At 70.2% G+C, this 15,221-nt stretch carries 13 protein-coding genes and 1 tRNA gene; 9 read left to right on the forward strand and 5 right to left on the reverse strand.

The window, feature by feature from the left end:
* Position 1 precedes the first annotated feature (1 nt).
* From MUY22_RS38100 to MUY22_RS38110, 3 genes are all read left to right on the forward strand, one after another.
* A complete protein-coding gene (locus MUY22_RS38100) occupies positions 2 to 1,051 on the forward strand; it encodes an iron chelate uptake ABC transporter family permease subunit (RefSeq protein ID WP_247052023.1) in 1,050 nt (349 codons plus the stop codon).
* 3 nt (positions 1,052 to 1,054) lie between these two features.
* On the forward strand, positions 1,055 to 1,867 hold the full coding sequence (locus tag MUY22_RS38105) for an ABC transporter ATP-binding protein (protein WP_247052024.1): 813 nt from the start codon (positions 1,055 to 1,057) through the stop codon (positions 1,865 to 1,867).
* A 217-nt stretch (positions 1,868 to 2,084) separates the two neighbouring features.
* The gene (locus tag MUY22_RS38110) at positions 2,085 to 2,570 is read left to right on the forward strand and encodes a DinB family protein (protein ID WP_247052025.1); all 486 of its coding nucleotides are present in this window, start codon (positions 2,085 to 2,087) and stop codon (positions 2,568 to 2,570) included.
* On the opposite strand, the gene MUY22_RS38115 is transcribed toward MUY22_RS38110, so the two are convergent.
* Positions 2,557 to 3,876: a lysine N(6)-hydroxylase/L-ornithine N(5)-oxygenase family protein gene (locus tag MUY22_RS38115; protein WP_247052026.1), complete on the reverse strand. Its 1,320-nt coding sequence runs from the start codon at positions 3,874 to 3,876 to the stop codon at positions 2,557 to 2,559. The two genes, MUY22_RS38110 and MUY22_RS38115, sit on opposite strands and share 14 nt — an antisense overlap.
* Before the next feature lie 115 nt (positions 3,877 to 3,991).
* Between MUY22_RS38115 and MUY22_RS38120 the strand changes: the two genes are divergently transcribed.
* A complete protein-coding gene (locus MUY22_RS38120) occupies positions 3,992 to 4,936 on the forward strand; it encodes a methionyl-tRNA formyltransferase (RefSeq protein WP_247052027.1) in 945 nt (314 codons plus the stop codon).
* A gap of 4 nt (positions 4,937 to 4,940) precedes the next feature.
* Here MUY22_RS38120 and MUY22_RS38125 read toward each other — a convergent pair whose 3' ends face one another.
* The 3 genes from MUY22_RS38125 to MUY22_RS38135 form a co-directional block, all read right to left on the reverse strand.
* Positions 4,941 to 5,924 carry a hypothetical protein gene (locus tag MUY22_RS38125; protein ID WP_247052028.1) on the reverse strand — a complete coding sequence of 328 codons (984 nt, stop codon included), beginning with the start codon at positions 5,922 to 5,924 and terminating at the stop codon, positions 4,941 to 4,943.
* A gap of 121 nt (positions 5,925 to 6,045) precedes the next feature.
* The gene (locus tag MUY22_RS38130; RefSeq protein WP_247052029.1) at positions 6,046 to 6,528 is read right to left on the reverse strand and encodes a GNAT family N-acetyltransferase; all 483 of its coding nucleotides are present in this window, start codon (positions 6,526 to 6,528) and stop codon (positions 6,046 to 6,048) included.
* Positions 6,525 to 8,162 (reverse strand): ABC-F family ATP-binding cassette domain-containing protein, encoded by a 1,638-nt coding sequence (locus tag MUY22_RS38135; RefSeq protein ID WP_247052030.1) that lies wholly within the window; start codon positions 8,160 to 8,162, stop codon positions 6,525 to 6,527. Before MUY22_RS38135 ends, MUY22_RS38130 begins: the two co-directional genes overlap by 4 nt.
* Positions 8,163 to 8,310: 148 nt before the next feature.
* On the opposite strand from MUY22_RS38135, the gene MUY22_RS38140 reads away from it, so the two are divergent.
* From MUY22_RS38140 to MUY22_RS38160, 5 genes are all read left to right on the forward strand, one after another.
* A complete protein-coding gene (locus MUY22_RS38140) occupies positions 8,311 to 9,222 on the forward strand; it encodes a PaaX family transcriptional regulator C-terminal domain-containing protein (protein ID WP_256474818.1) in 912 nt (303 codons plus the stop codon).
* Between the two features lie 2 nt (positions 9,223 to 9,224).
* Complete coding sequence (locus MUY22_RS38145) at positions 9,225 to 10,004, forward strand: enoyl-CoA hydratase/isomerase family protein (protein WP_247052031.1); 780 nt, start codon at positions 9,225 to 9,227, stop codon at positions 10,002 to 10,004.
* A 121-nt stretch (positions 10,005 to 10,125) separates the two neighbouring features.
* Positions 10,126 to 12,381 carry a glycosyl hydrolase family 18 protein gene (locus tag MUY22_RS38150; RefSeq protein WP_247052032.1) on the forward strand — a complete coding sequence of 752 codons (2,256 nt, stop codon included), beginning with the start codon at positions 10,126 to 10,128 and terminating at the stop codon, positions 12,379 to 12,381.
* Between the two features lie 187 nt (positions 12,382 to 12,568).
* The gene (locus tag MUY22_RS38155; protein ID WP_247052033.1) at positions 12,569 to 13,747 is read left to right on the forward strand and encodes an alginate lyase family protein; all 1,179 of its coding nucleotides are present in this window, start codon (positions 12,569 to 12,571) and stop codon (positions 13,745 to 13,747) included.
* A 135-nt stretch (positions 13,748 to 13,882) separates the two neighbouring features.
* Positions 13,883 to 13,956: transfer RNA gene (locus tag MUY22_RS38160), tRNA-Pro, on the forward strand.
* 116 nt (positions 13,957 to 14,072) lie between these two features.
* On the opposite strand, the gene MUY22_RS38165 is transcribed toward MUY22_RS38160, so the two are convergent.
* Positions 14,073 to 15,161: a site-specific integrase gene (locus tag MUY22_RS38165; protein ID WP_247052034.1), complete on the reverse strand. Its 1,089-nt coding sequence runs from the start codon at positions 15,159 to 15,161 to the stop codon at positions 14,073 to 14,075.
* Positions 15,162 to 15,221: the final 60 nt, after the last annotated feature.

A 15,221-nucleotide genomic window follows, 5' to 3' on the forward strand; every position in this document is an offset into this window, starting at 1 on the left:
CATGGCCTTGCTCCCAGCGCGACGCACCTTCCGGCTCACGACACCACCGGTGTCGGGCCGTTTCCGGCCGCGGCTGCTGATCGTCTGCCTCGTGCTCGCCGTGCTGACGTTCGTGCTGTTCTGCGTCGGCATGACGATCGGCGACGTCCCGATGAGCGTGTCCGACGTCCTGTCCGGCCTCTTCGGCGGCAGCGACAGCGGAAACGGCTACATCGTGCAGGAACTGCGCCTGCCCCGGGCGCTCACCGGGCTGCTGGCCGGGATCGCGTTCGGCGCGTCCGGCGCGGTGTTCCAGACCATCACGCGCAACCCGCTGGCCAGCCCGGACATGATCGGCATCAACGCCGGCGCGGCCACCGCCGTCGTCGCCGGGATCGCGTTCGGCTTCGGCGGCGGCCTCGGCACGACGACGCTCGGCCTGTTCGGCGGGCTGTTCACGGCGGTGCTGGTGTACGCGCTCGCTTGGCGGCGCGGCACCACCGGCTACCGGATCCTGCTGGTGGGCATCGGGATCTTCGCGATGTGCACCAGCCTGACCGACTACCTGCTCAGCCGCGCGCAGATCACCGAGGCGCAGGCGGCGATCGGCTGGATGGTCGGCAACCTCGCCAACCGCGGCTGGGAGCACGTCATCCCGCTGCTGGGCGCGCTCTGCGTGCTGCTGCCGGTGGTGCTGGCGCTGTCGCGGTGGATGAGCACGCTGCTGCTCGGCGACGAGGTGGCGGCCGGGCTCGGCACGCCGGTGCAGCCGGTGCGGCTGGGCCTGCTGCTCTCCGGCGCCGGCCTGGTCGCGTTCGCGACGGCGTCCGCGGGCCCGATCTCGTTCGTCGCCCTGACGGCACCGCAGATCGCGCAACGGCTCGCGCGGCTCTCGTCGCCGCCGATCACGGCGTCCGCGCTCACCGGCGCGGTCGTGGTGCTGGGCAGCGACATCATCGCCCGCGAGATCACCGCGTCCGCGCTGCCGGTCGGCATCGTCACCGGCATCCTCGGCGCCCCGCTCCTGCTCTGGCTGCTGGCCAGGGCCAACCGATCCGGCTCCGGAGGCTGACACATGACATCCGACGCCCCCTCGCTGCGGGTGGAGCAGCTCCGGGTCGCCTACGACGACCGGGTGGTCATCGACGGCCTCGACCTCGACATCCCGCCGGGTGAGATCACCGCGATCATCGGCGCCAACGCCTGCGGGAAGTCGACGCTGCTGCGCACCCTGGCCCGGCTGCTGACGCCGAAAGCGGGCGGGGTCTACCTCGACGGCCGGTCGATCCACGACCTGCCGACTCGCGAGGTCGCCCAGCGCCTCGGCATCCTCCCGCAGGCCCCGGTGGCGCCGGAGGGCATGACGGTGGCCGACCTCGTCGGCCGCGGCCGCGCCCCGCACCAGAGCTGGTGGCGGCAGTGGTCCACTTCGGACGAAGGCGCGGTGCACGACGCGCTGGCGGCGACCGGGATGACCGACCTGGCCGACCGGCCGGTCGGCGAGCTGTCCGGCGGACAGCGCCAGCGCGCGTGGATCGCGATGGCCGTCGCGCAGGGCACGCCGGTGCTGCTGCTGGACGAGCCGACGACCTACCTCGACCTGGCGCACCAGATCGACGTGCTCGACCTGGTCGTCGACCTCAACCGCGACGAGGGCCGCACGGTGGTGATGGTGCTGCACGACCTCCCCCAGGCGTGCCGCTACGCCGACCACGTCATCGCGATGAAGGCCGGCCGGATCGCGGCGGCGGGCAAGCCCGTCGAGGTGATCACCGAAGAGCTGGTCGAGGAGGTCTTCGACGTCCGCTGCCAGGTGACCCCGGACCCGATCAGCGGCACGCCGATGGTGATCCCGATCAGCCGCCACCACCCGGCGCCGCTCTCCTGAAATGCCGTGAAGGCCTCCTTCCCGGCTCTTACGGCCGGTAAGGAGGCCTTCACGGCTTTCAAGCCACGGCGGGCGTGCGTGGCGAGGTGGGCGTTATGCGGGTGACAGGGTGGCGGCCGGCGCGCTAGCCTCGGCGTGTTCTGGCCCCTCCTCGGTTCTGGACTCGGTCCCCGAGGAACGTCCGGCCGCAACTCCCTCTCACCCGGAAGGCTGCCTTGTGTTCGTGCTGCCCGAAATCACCACCGGATCCGAGCGTCTCCTGCTGGAGGCGACGATGGACCGCCAACGCCGCGCCGTCGCCGACACCGCGCGCGGCCTGTCCGACACCGACGTCCGGACGCGGCTCGTCGCGTCCCTGACCACGCCGATCGGCCTCGTCAAGCACGCCGCGATGGCCGAACGCCGCTGGTTCCAGCTCCTGCTGCTGGGCCTCGACGAGGCCGAGTGCGACGGGCCCACGACCCCGGGCGACGCCAGTTTCGTCGTCGCCGACAGTGAAACCCTCGACGACGTGATCGCCGAGTTCGAGCGGGCCGCCGCACGCTCACGCGAGATCGCGGCCCGCTTCGACCTCGACGACACCTGGACCCACGACGTCCTCGGCGAGGTCAACCTCCGGTTCGTCTACCTGCTGCTGATCGAGGACTTCGCCCGCCACGCCGGGCACGGCGACATCCTCCGAGAGCAGCTCACCGCGCGCTGACCGCGTACTCCCCCTCCGGCGCCGCGACCACCCGGCGGTCCACAATGGACTGCAGGATCTCGCCCACCCGCACCGCGGTGTTGGACAGCAGCGACGACGTGATGCCGTGCGTGTGCTCGGTCCCGCCCTGCAGGTAGATGCCGCCGCGCAGGGCGGGTTCCGTCGTGATGCGGTAGTCGCGCTCGACGCGCAGCCGGCCCTCGTCGTCACGCGCGCACCGCGGACCCAGCTCGCCGAGCAGCGGCGTCGGGTCGGCGGGGCGGTAGCCGGTCGCGTAGACGACGGCGTCGGCTTCCAGGACCGTGCGCTCGCCCGTCGTGAGCGACTCGACCGTCGCCGAGACGGCCGCGCCGGTGTCGGTCACCTCGACCGGGCGGGAGACGTTGAACAGCCGCAGCCGCTCCACGCCCAGCACCTTCTCGCGGTAGACGCGGCGGTAGAGCTCGTCGATCAGCTCGACGTCGACCGCGGAGTAGTTCGTCGCGCCGTGGTAGCGCATCAGGCGGTCCTTGACCGGTTCACCCGCGCCGTAGAACTGGTCGACGGCCTCCGGGTCGAAGATCCGGTTGGCGAACGAGCTGTCGTCGGCCGGGCTGTAGCCGTAGCGCGCGAACACCGCGCAGATCTCGGTGTGCGGGAACTCGTCGTGCAGCAGGGCGGCCACTTCGGCGGCGCTCTGCCCGGCGCCGACCACGACGAACCGCTTCGGCTCGGTGCCGCGCAGGCGTTCGACGCGGAAGAGCAGCTCGCTGTTGTGCCAGATCCGCTCGCCCGCGGTGACGCCGTCGGGCAGCTGCGCCCGCAACCCGGTGCCCATGACCAGGTTCCGGGCCCGCAGCGAGGTGCCGTCGGAGATCTGGACGTCGAAGAACTCGACCTCCGCACCGTCGTGGACCGGCTTCACGGACACGACTTCGGTGCCGTACGAGACGACGTCGTCGACCTTCGCCGCCGCCCACTCGAAGTAGTCGTGGAACTCGACCCGCAGCGGGAAGAGGTTCTTGTGGTTGATGAAGTCCACCAGCCGCCCGGCGGCGTGCAGGTAGTTGAGGAAGGTGAACTCGCTGGTCGGGTTCCGCATCGTGACCAGGTCCTTGAGGAAGGAGACCTGCATCGTCGCGGTGTCGATCAGCATCCCGCGGTGCCAGCCGAACCGGGGTTGCCGCTCCAGGAAGTGCGCGGTCACCGGCTTCCCCGCGCCGGCGTTGTGCTCGGCCAGCGCGATCGCGAGGGCCAGGTTCGAAGGTCCGAAACCCACCCCGACGACGTCGTAGATCGGGACCTGTTCGCCGGCCTCTGCAGTCATGTCGCTCCCTCGCGCACTCCGGTAACGTTCAGGGAACCCTAACCTAACTTAGGCGAGCCTCGCCTAGTACGTTCGTGGTGATGTTCGTCCCCCGACTACGGAAAGGCATTCTCGAATGCGCGTGGCGATGTTCGGCTACCAGACCTGGGGGCACCGGACCCTCCAAGCGCTCATCGACGCGGGCCACGAGGTCGCGCTGGTGGTCACCCACCCGAAGAGCGACCACGCGTACGAGCGGATCTGGGCCGACTCCGTCGCGGATCTCGCCGAGGCGAACGGCATCCGCGTCCTGCTGCGCAACCGCCCGGACGACGACGAGCTGCTGGCCGAGCTGAAGACGGCCGAGCTCGACCTGATCGTGGCGAACAACTGGCGCACGTGGCTGCCGCCGGAGATCTTCGACCTGCCGCGCCACGGCACCCTCAACATCCACGACTCGCTGCTGCCGTCCTACGCCGGGTTCTCCCCGCTGATCTGGGCGCTGGTCAACGGCGAGCCCGAGGTCGGCGTCACCGCCCACATGATGGACGGCGAGCTGGACGCGGGCGACATCGTCCTGCAGCGCGCGATCCCGGTCGGCCCGGCCGACACGACGACGGACCTGTTCCACCGCACGGTCGACCTCATCGCGCCGATCACGGCCGAGGCGATCCGGCTCATCGAGACCGGCTACACGCCGGTGCCGCAGGACCGGTCGAAGGCCAGCTTCTTCCACAAGCGTGCCGCGCGCGACAGCCTCATCGACTGGACGTGGCCGGTCGAGGACATCGAACGCCTGGTGCGCGCCCAGTCCGACCCGTACCCGAACGCGTTCGCCTACCACCGCGGCCAGGAGCTGCGCATCACGAAGGCGTCGGTCTCGCAGGGCCACTACGGCGGCACGCCGGGCCGCATCTTCATCAAGGAGGCCGACGGCGTCGTGATCGTGGCGGGCCCGGAAGCCCGCCGCGGCCGGTCCCCCGGCCTGCTGGTGGAGCGAGTCCGCACGGCGGACGGCACGGAACTCCCGGCGGGCGAGTACTTCACGACCATGGGCGGGTACCTGACCGACCGGCCGTGACGCATCAGCTGTCCTTGCCCGGCCCGGGCTCCGGACCCCGCGGCTCCGCGGCGTCCGGCAGCCCGGGGAGGGTCCGGACGATCGTGTCCTGCGCCCACCGCTCGCTGAACCCGGCCAAGAATGCGAGCCCGGCGAAGAACAACGACAGCTTCTCGCCCGCCGGAGGGGTCGCGATGGGCAGCAGCCCACCGGCGACGAGGGTGAACAGGACCGCACCGAAAACCGCGCCGATGATCGCCCGGAAAGCGCCCGACAGCACGGTGACGAACCTCCCCTGATCGATGCCGACCTGAACCTTGCGGCGGTTCGTGATGCGCACCATCACACTCACCATCGCCCCGATCCCACCGCAAGCCAGGCACACCGCGACCGGCGAGCCCACCTCCAGCGCCGGCGACCGGGCGACGGTCGCGTAAACGCAGAGCGCGACGACCACCGCGCCGACGAAGATTCCGGCGAGGTACCGGATCAGCGCGGACTTCATCGCGGCGACGTAGGCATACTGCTCGATCTGCTTGGTTTCCTTCTTCGCCGAATTGGCGGCGGTCGCGATGCGTTCCGCGTCGGCGGCACTCCGGTTCCCGGGCGGCGGCATCGCGTCGAGCAAGGCCAGCATGTGCACCCCGGTGGTGTAGATGCCCTGGGTCAGAATCTCCTGGACGCGGCCGCGCAACAGCACCGCGTACTTCCGTTCGACCCGCCGGGCGGATCGGAAGGCGTCGTCGAACTCGGTGGTGCTGTAGCTCGGGTTGTAGAACAGCCGGGTCTTGTAGACCGACCCCGGAGACCACCGGCCGCGGGAATTGGCCACCAGCAGCAAGGCGGCGGGGAATTCGAGTGCGTAGTACTCCTCGTGGATCTTTCCCTGGTTCTCCACGAAAGCCGAACGAAGCTTTTCGAACCGCGGACGGCCGCCTTCTTGATGGGCGACGATCAAGTCGTGCACCGAAGGTGAATTCACGACCGGCTCGACGTTGTTCTCGTCCATTTCCCGACCTCCCCGTCCGATATCCCGCAGGATCAGCCGCCGGTCGGGCTTTGTTACGGAAGACGGCTCCCACCGCCGATTTCGCGACGAGGAGCACCCTTTCGGCGGAACCGGGTGAAGGTCAGAGCACCTTCACCATGGTGTCGGCGTCCGCGGAACCCGCTCCCACGACCTCGTAGCCCTCCGCGAGGTACAGCCGCTGCGCGAAGTTCTTCCGTTCGACGCTCAGGCTGATCCGCTCGATCCCCGCCTCGACCGCCCCGCCCTCGACGGCCCGCAGGAGCGCGCGGCCGACACCCCGGCCGCGCCAGGCGGCCACCACGCCGATCGACAACTCCGGGACGTCGGCGGCGACGAACCCGTACCCCGGGTCGTCAGCCGTGAAGAAACGCAGCCACGCCGCGCCGACGCGTTCGCCGTCCGCTTCGGCGACCACGCCCAGGTCGTCCGGCCGCGGCCACCCGGCGACGTAGTGCGCGGTGTCCGGCGCCAGCAGCACCCGGCGGCGGCTCTTCTTCTTCCACTCCGGCGACCAGTTGACGGCCGCCACGAGCATGTCGGTCAGGAAGTTGCCGTCGTCGCGAGTCGCTTCGCGCAGGTTCACAGCTCGCGGACCTTGCCGCCGGTCACCTCGAAGCGGCGGGTGACGTGCACGGCGTCGAGCATCCGGCGGTCGTGCGTCACCAGCAGCAGCGTGCCCGGGTAGCGGTCCAGCGCCGCCTCGAGCTGCTCGATCGCGGGCAGGTCGAGGTGGTTGGTCGGCTCGTCGAGCACCAGCAGGTTGACGCCGCGGGCCTGCAGCAGCGCCAGCGCCGCGCGGGTGCGCTCCCCCGGCGACAGCGTCACGGCGGACCGCAGCACGTGCGCGGCCTTGAGCCCGAACTTCGCCAGCAACGTCCGGACGTCGGCGTCGGGCAGCTCCGGCACTTCACGCGCGAAGGCGTCCGCGAGCGGGCCGTCGCCGAGGAACAGCTTGCGCGCCTGGTCTACCTCGCCGACCACGACGCCCGAGCCGAGCGCCGCACCGCCTTCGTCCGGGGACAGCCGGCCGAGCATCAGCGCCAGCAGCGTCGACTTCCCGGCGCCGTTCGCGCCGGTGATGGCGACCTTGTCCGCCCAGTCCACCTGCAGGTCGACCGGCCCGAGCGTGAACCCGCCCCGGCGGACGACCGCGCCGCGCAGGGTCGCGACCACCGCGCCCGCCCGCGGGGCCGCGGCGATCTCCATCCGCAGCTCCCACTCCTTGCGGGGCTCCTCGACGACGTCCAGGCGCTCGATCATCCGCTCGGTCTGCCGCGCCTTCGACGCCTGCTTCTCGGTGGCCTCACTGCGGAACTTGCGGCCGATCTTGTCGTTGTCGGGCGCCTTCCGGCGGGCGTTCTTGACGCCCTTCTCCATCCAGCCCCGCTGCATCCGCCCGCGGGCCTCGAGCGCGGCCTTCGTGCCGGCGAACTCGTCGTAGTCCTCGCGGGCGTGCCGCCGCGCGACCTCGCGCTCCTCCAGGTAGGCGTCGTACCCGCCGCCGTAGGTGTTGACCTGCTGCTGCGCCAGGTCCAGCTCGACGACGCGGTCGACCGTGCGGGCCAGGAACTCGCGGTCGTGGCTGACCAGCACCGTGGCCGAGCGCAGGCCGGTGACGAACCGCTCCAGCCGGGCGAGGCCGTCCAGGTCGAGGTCGTTGGTCGGCTCGTCGAGCAGGAAGACGTCGTAGCGGCTCAGCAGCAGCGACGCCAGCCCGGCGCGCGCGGCCTGGCCACCGGAGAGCGACGTCATCAGCTGGTCCAGGTCGATGGCCAGCCCGAGGTCGGCGGCCACCTCCGCGGCGCGGTCGTCGAGGTCGGCGCCGCCGAGGGCGAGCCACCGGTCGAGCGCGGTCGCGTACTGGTCGTCCGAGCCGTCCTCGCCCGCGGTGAGCGCCTCGGTGGCCACGTCGAGGTCCGTCTGCGCCGCCGAGACGCCGGTGCGGCGCGCCAGGAACGCCCGCACGGACTCGCCTTCGCGGCGTTCGGGCTCCTGCGGCAGGTGCCCGACGGTGGCGGTCGGCGGGTTCAGCCGCACCTCGCCGTCGTCCGGGCGGGCCAGGCCGGCCAGGGTCCGCAGCAGCGTCGACTTGCCGGCGCCGTTGACGCCGACCAGGCCGACGACGTCGCCGGGCGCGACGACCAGGTCCAGACCGGAGAAGAGGAGGCGATCGCCGTGGCCCGCGGCCAGGTCCTTCGCGACGAGAGTTGCGCTCATGAGGTAGCCGAGTCTACGGGCACGTGGTGAACTGTCAGATCAAGGTCAATGACACCGCCTGTGTGTGTCCGGTGGCGCTTTGATCACTCAGTGTGGGTAACCTGTTCGGTTGTCGATACCCCGCAGCAGTGAGGTCGGTGAACACAGAATGGGCGAGCCCGCTTCCCCGGTCACCCTCGGCCGAAGGCCGAAGGCGAGGGAAGGCCGCGCGTCGGCGCCACGGCCGACGGTCAGCCGCCGTCGCGAGGTGAGCCACGCGAGCGCGCGTTCGCTCCTGATGACCGTGCTCGGCGAGTACGCGCTCCCCCGCGACAAGCCGGTCTGGACGTCGATGCTGGTCGAGGTCCTCGGGATCCTCGACATCGAGGAGAAGTCGGCGCGGCAGGCGCTGGCCCGCTCCGCCGCCGAAGGCTGGGTCGTCTCCGAGCGCGTCGGGCGCCGGGTGCGCTGGTCGCTGACGCCGCCGGGGCGCCGTCTCCTGACCGAGGGCGCCGACCGGATCTACGCGTTCGGCCGCGAGGCCCGCCCGTGGAACGGGCAGTGGCTGATGCTGATCGTGTCCGTGCCGGAGGCCAAGCGCGACCTGCGCCACCGGCTGCGCACCCGCCTGACCTGGGCGGGCTTCGGCTCGCCGGTGGCCGGCGTCTGGGTCAGCCCGGACCTGAGCCGCCAGCGCGAGGCCCAGCAGATCGTCACCGACCTGGGTCTCGAAGCGCAGGCCATGTCGTTCACGTCGACCTACGGCGAGGTCGGCGAGCAGGAGACGATGGTCGCCCGATCGTGGGACCTCACCGAGCTGAAGGACCGCTACGAGGACTTCATCGACCGCTTCACCGGCCTGAACCCGACCGGCGGCCGCGCGGTGCTGCGGGCGCAGACCGAGCTCGTCCACGAGTGGCGGCGGTTCCCGTTCCTCGATCCGCAGCTGCCCGCCGAGCTCCTGCCGGCGAAGTGGAGCGGGACGAAAGCCGGGGAGCTGTTCCATCACATACACGTCGACTGGCGCCCCGACGCCCAGCAGTATTGGGACGACATCGTCGAAGCCGAAGAAGCAGGGTGAGCATGACTGACCAGGTCCGCCTCGACCGTGACGGCGGGCTCGCCGTCCTGACCATCGACGCGCCGCCGTTGAACCTCTACACGGCTTCCCTGCAGGCCGACCTCGCCGCCGCCATCGGTTCGCTGGAGGACACCCCCGCGCGGGCGCTGCTGATCCGCGCCGAGGGCAAGATCGTCAGCGGCGGCGTGGACGTCTCCCTGTTCGACGCCCAGGGCTCGCCCGCCGAGGCGAAGGTGCTGTTCGACGAGATGCTCGCGGTGCCGGACCGGATCGCCGCGCTGCCGTTCCCCACCGTGTTCGCCGCTCACGGCCTGTGCCTGACCTGGGCGTTCGAGGTCGCGGTGGCCTGCGACCTCATCCTGGCCGCCTCGCGCGCGAAGTTCGGGCTGGTCGAGAAGGTCGTCGGGCTGACGCCGACCATGGGCGGCACCCAGCGGCTCGCCGCGCGGGCGGGCGTCGGGCGCGCCAAGGAGTTCGTGATGACCGGCGACACCTACGACGCGGCGACGATGGAGCGCTGGAACGTCGTCAACCGCGTCCTGCCGGACGAGGGCTTCGACGCCGCGGCCCGCGCGTTCGCCCAGCGGCTTGCGGACGGCCCGACCCGCGCCCACGCGGCGACCAAGCGCGTGCTGGACCACTTCGCCGCGGGCGGCGTCCCGGAGGCCAACGCGCACATCACGACGATCGCGGCGGCGCTGTTCGAGACCGAGGACCTCCGGGGCGCCGTGAAGTCGTTCCTCGCGGACGGCCCGGGCAAGGCGACGTTCTCGGGGCGTTAACAGTCCGTTCGGACAACGGTTTCCGCCGTTCGGGCGTGCGCGGATCTCCGGGCACCGGGCTACATTCGGATGTGGTCTAGACCACCACATTCGTCTGCTTCGTGTCGCTTGGAGAACCGCCATGAGACGCACGCCCGCACGACTACGCTCCGCGCTCGCCGCACTGCTGATAGCAGCAGGCGGCGTCGCGGCACTGGCCCCGCCCGCCGCCGCGGCCGGTTCGCTGACCGCCGCACTCGCCCTGAGCGGCACGACCGGCACCTACACCGTGACCAACGCCGGAACCGCCTCGGTCAGCAACTGGGCGATCACCTTCACGCTGCCCGCCGGCGTCACGGCCAGTACCGGCGACAACGCGACGGTGACCCAGAACGGCACCCAGGTCACGCTGACCCCGGCTTACTACATCGCGACGCTGGCGCCGGGCCGCACCACCTACCCGTACAACCCGACGTTCCGGCTCAGCGCGGCCGCGACGCCGGCGCAGTGCCGCGTCGACAACGCCAACTGCGACGGTTCACCCGACACGCCACCCGGCGCGCCCGCGAGCCTGCGGCTGGTCGCGAAGACGACGACCACGGCCGCGCTGGCCTGGAACGCGTCGACGGCCGGCTCGCTGCCGGTCACCGGCTACGACGTCTACCGGGACGGGACGCTCACCACGTCCGTCACCGGCACCAGCGCCACGATCAGCGGGCTGACGCCGAACACGGCGTACTCGTTCACCGTGAAGGCCAAGGACTCCAAGGGCACGGCGTCGCCGGCGAGCGCGGCGCTGGCCGTCACGACCAACAACCCGGCCAACGACACGCAGGCACCCACAGTGCCCGGCGGTCTGCGGTCGACGTCGGCCGACGCGGCTTCGGTGTCGCTCGCGTGGACCGCGTCCACCGACAACACCGGCGTCGTCAGCTACGACGTCTACCGCGGGAGCACCCTGGCGACGACGGTCACCACGACCGCCGCCGTCGTCACCGGCCTGTCACCATCCACTTCATACACGTTCACGGTGCGCGCCCGGGACGGCTACGACAACGTGTCGGCGCCGAGCGCCGCCGTCACCGCGAAGACCGGCGACATCGTCTCGGGCTACGCGAAGGTCGGCTACTTCGTGCAGTGGGGCATCTACGGCCGCCAGTACTTCGTCAAGAACCTCGAGACGACCGGCGCGGCCGCGAAGCTGACGCACCTGCTGTACGCGTTCGAGAACATCGACCCGGTGAACCTGACCTGCCTCTCCGGCGTCACGAAGGGCACCACGGCGAACCCGCAGGACCCGAGCCAGGGTGACGGCGCCGGTGACGCCGAGGCCGACTACTCGCGCCCGTTCGCGGCGGCCCAGTCGGTCGACGGCGTGGCCGACACGGGCTGGGAAGCGTTGCGCGGCAACTTCAACCAGCTCAAGAAGCTCAAGGCGAAGCACCCGAACCTGAAGGTGCTGGTCTCGCTGGGCGGCTGGACGTACTCGAAGTACTTCTCCGACGTCGCGGCCACCGACGCGTCGCGCAAGAAGTTCGTCGCGTCGTGCGTCGACACCTGGATCAAGGGCAACCTGGCGTCCTACGGCGGCGCCGGCGGCCCGGGCACCGCGGCCGGGCTCTTCGACGGCATAGACATCGACTGGGAGTGGCCCGCCAGCGCCGACGGCCACCCCGGCAACCACTGGAGCCCGAACGACAAGAACAACCTGACCGCGCTGATGGCCGAGTTCCGCACGCAGCTCGACGCGTACGGCGCGACCACCGGCAAGCGGTACCAGCTGCAGGCCTTCACCCCGGCGGACCCGGCCAAGGTCGCGGCCGGGTGGGACCTGTCGAAGATCTTCGGCTACCTCGACGTCGCGAACGTGCAGGGGTACGACTTCCACGGGTCGGGCAGCGACAACTCGTGGGAGCCGAACCGCACCGGCCACCAGGGCAACCTGTACGCCGACGCGGACGACCCGTACAACTTCCACTTCAGCGCCGAGGCGGCGATCAACGCGTACACGAACGCGGGCGTCGATCCACGGCGGCTGACGCTCGGCCTGGCCTTCTACGGCCGCGGCTGGCAGGGCGTCGCCGCGGGCGGGAAGAACGGCGAGTGGCAGCCGGCGACCGGCGCGGCGCCGGGGCAGTTCCCCGAGGAGGCCGGCACGCGCGGGTACTCGAACCTCCTCGCGAGCGTCTCCGGGTGCACGGTCTACCACGACACAGCGGCCGTCGCGACGTCCTGCTACACGGGCAACGGCGGCCAGTGGTGGACGTTCGACGACGCGTGGTCGATCGGGCTGAAGACCACCTGGCTCAAGTCCCGCGGCCTGCTCGGCGTGATGGCGTGGGAGATGTCGGGTGACACCGGGACGCTGATGAACGCGGTCAGCGCGGGTCTCGGTTAACGGAACGGCTATTCAGCCCGCTGAACGGAAATCGTCTTCCGTTCAGCGGGCTGAACATTTCGCTCTTTCTTTCCTTCACGACACGAAGAAAGGCATTGCCCGCTCTTGACTGACGGTGGTCTGGACCATAAAACTGTCGGGACAGCGCGCTGGTGATCCACCTCACATCGTCGTCCCGAGGAGAACCATGTCCGCATCCCGCTGGAGGAAAGTCGTCACGCTCGCCGCCGCCGTCCCGCTCGCACTGGGCCTGATCGCCACCCCGGCACCCGCGGCGCCGGCCACGTTCACCCACCCGGGTGTGCTGGTCAGCCGCCCGCAGCTGGACTTCGTGAAGGCGCAGGTGAACGCCGGCGCCCAGCCGTGGAAAGCCGCTTACGACCAAGCCAAAGCGAGTGCGTACGCATCGCTTTCGCGCACGCCGAAACCGCGTTCGGTCGTCGAATGCGGCCCGTACTCGGACCCGAACCTCGGCTGCACCGATGAGCGGGAAGACGCGATCGCGGCGTACACGGACGCGCTGATCTGGTACATCTCGGGCGACGCCCGGTACGCGCAGAAGGCGATCGCCCTGATGGACGCGTGGTCGGCGACGATCACCAACCACACCAACAGCAACGCGCCCCTGCAGACGGGCTGGGCGGGCTCGTCGTGGCCCCGCGCGGCGGAGATCATCAAGTACACGTACACGAGCTGGCCGAACTCGGGCCGTTTCGGCACGATGCTGCGCAACGTCTACCTGAACAAAATCATCAACGGCAGCAACAGCAACGGCAACTGGGAACTGTCCATGATGGAGGCCGCGGTGGGCATCTCGGTCTTCCTGGAGGACAAGACGAACTACGACAAGGCGGTAACCCGCTACCGCAACCGCGTCGCGGCGTACGTCTACCTCACTTCGGACGGCGCCTTGCCGAAGACGGTGCCGGGCAGCGGCCTGTCCACACGCGACCAGATCGTGGGCTACTGGCAGGGCCAGGGCACGTTCGTGGACGGCCTGACCCAGGAGACGTGCCGCGACTTCGTCCACACGGGCTATGGCATAGCGGCGATCGCCGACGTGGCGGAGACGCTGCGCATCCAGGGCCAGGACGTCTACGGAACGGACGTCGGCGAGCGCCTGCGCCAGGCCTTGGGCTTCCAGTCGAAGTACGAACTGGGCACGGCGGTCCCGTCCTGGCTCTGCGGCGGCAGCGTGAAGCGAGGCCTGGGCCCGGTGACAGAGGTGGGCTTCAACGCGTTGCACGGCCGCCTGGGCATCGCGATGGCCAACACGCAGACGCTGACGGAGAGCAAGCGCCCAGCGGGCACGAACTCGTTGTTCGTGGCGTGGCAGACGCTGACCCACGCGAACAACCCAGCGTGACCTGACCCTTGCCCGCCTGCCTCTGCTTAGCCCTGGTTCTTTGGGTTTCCGCAGGTCAGGCGGGCAAGGCACCCTGGTTACAGAGCCGTTTCGAGGGCGCGCTAGAGTACTCACACGCACTGAGAAGTGCGGGTCCGGGCTGTGGCGCAGTTTGGTAGCGCACTTGACTGGGGGTCAAGGGGTCGCAGGTTCGAATCCTGTCAGCCCGACCGGATCAGCCACGTTCACGCAGGTGGACGTGGCTTTTTTCATTCCTGAGGTAGCTCCGGACGCGACTCAGCCCCGAGGCTGCCCACATTTTGCCCACATGCCCCGGGGCTGACCATCACGCCGCCATGCTCGCCAGCGCCTGAGTGCGCCGGGCATCGAGCACGTCCGCGACCTCATCGAGGCGGTCCGGGAACAGGTGGCCGTACACGTTGAGGGTCATGGCCGCGTCGGCGTGCCCGAGCATCTGCTGAACCACCTTCACGTCGGCGCCGGCCGCGATGGCGAGGGAGGCCGCCGTATGCCGCAGCTTGTGCGGGGTGAGCCCGGCGACACCGAGATCAGCAGCCTTGAGCGCTGCATTGAACTCTCGGACGCGCCAGTTGTTCGCCCTCAGCGACTGACCCCGGCCAGTGATGAACAGCAGGTCGTCAGCCTGCCGGCCGGTCACCAGCGGATGCAGCACCGCCACGAGCGACGCCGGGAACGAGACGGTCCGCTTCTTCCCCGTCTTGGGCGGCCCCTCGTGCTGCACTCCGCCAACCTCGAAGAACGTCACGACGACTCGGATGCGCCGCTTTGCGAGATCCACGCGCCCGACCCGCAGCGCGGCAGCCTCACCCCACCGGAGACCGGTGTAGGCCAGCAGCAGGATGAGCGCGCGGTTGATCTCGGCTCCCGCTGTCGGCCGGTCGTACTTCGTCCGAAGGACGGCAGCAGCGTCGGCGAGCGTCTCCACCTGTTCGTAGGTGAGGTACACGTGCTCCGCATCCGGGCGCACCGGCAGTTTGACCCCGCGCGCCAGGTTGGCCAGGATGCGACGCGGCACGCACCAGTCGAGCACCATCGAGAACACCCGGTACGCGTGCCGGGCCTGCGAGGGTCCGAGACCGCTCCCGCCCTTGTCCTTCGACTTCAGGAGGTCCGCCACCCACAGCGCGACGTCTTCGCGGTGGATCGCGTTAAGCGGCCGGCCGCCCCACTTGACGTTGACGTGGTTGTCGAGGAGACCTCGGTACTTCCACCACGTCGACGGACGCAGGTCGTGACGGCTGTCGAGCCACTTCTCCCCCATCTCGGCGAAGGTCACCTTCGACGACTTAGGATCCACATAGGACCCACCACGAAGGCTGTCTTCGAGCTCCGTCCGGCGCGCCTCTGCCTTGTCTTTGTTCGGCGCCGTCTCCGATCGGAGCTTGCCGGTCACGTCGTAGTAGCGAACCTCCCAGCGGGCCGGTGGTCGACGCCCAGACGCCTTTGCCTTCGT

It is taken from the genome of Amycolatopsis sp. WQ 127309 (assembly GCF_023023025.1).
GTDB lineage: Bacteria > Actinomycetota > Actinomycetes > Mycobacteriales > Pseudonocardiaceae > Amycolatopsis.

Excerpts from the sequence above, each read along its gene's own strand:
- MUY22_RS38120 (WP_247052027.1), top strand. The coding sequence starts at position 3,992 with ATGCGCGTGGCGATGTTCGGCTACCAGACCTGGGGGCACCGGACCCTC.
- MUY22_RS38125 (WP_247052028.1), bottom strand. The coding sequence starts at position 5,924 with ATGGACGAGAACAACGTCGAGCCGGTCGTGAATTCACCTTCGGTGCAC.
- MUY22_RS38115 (WP_247052026.1), bottom strand. The coding sequence starts at position 3,876 with ATGACTGCAGAGGCCGGCGAACAGGTCCCGATCTACGACGTCGTCGGG.
- MUY22_RS38145 (WP_247052031.1), top strand. The coding sequence starts at position 9,225 with ATGACTGACCAGGTCCGCCTCGACCGTGACGGCGGGCTCGCCGTCCTG.
- MUY22_RS38100 (WP_247052023.1), top strand. The coding sequence starts at position 2 with ATGGCCTTGCTCCCAGCGCGACGCACCTTCCGGCTCACGACACCACCG.
- MUY22_RS38135 (WP_247052030.1), bottom strand. The coding sequence starts at position 8,162 with ATGAGCGCAACTCTCGTCGCGAAGGACCTGGCCGCGGGCCACGGCGAT.
- MUY22_RS38105 (WP_247052024.1), top strand. The coding sequence starts at position 1,055 with ATGACATCCGACGCCCCCTCGCTGCGGGTGGAGCAGCTCCGGGTCGCC.
- MUY22_RS38140 (WP_256474818.1), top strand. The coding sequence starts at position 8,311 with ATGGGCGAGCCCGCTTCCCCGGTCACCCTCGGCCGAAGGCCGAAGGCG.
- MUY22_RS38150 (WP_247052032.1), top strand. The coding sequence starts at position 10,126 with ATGAGACGCACGCCCGCACGACTACGCTCCGCGCTCGCCGCACTGCTG.
- MUY22_RS38155 (WP_247052033.1), top strand. The coding sequence starts at position 12,569 with ATGTCCGCATCCCGCTGGAGGAAAGTCGTCACGCTCGCCGCCGCCGTC.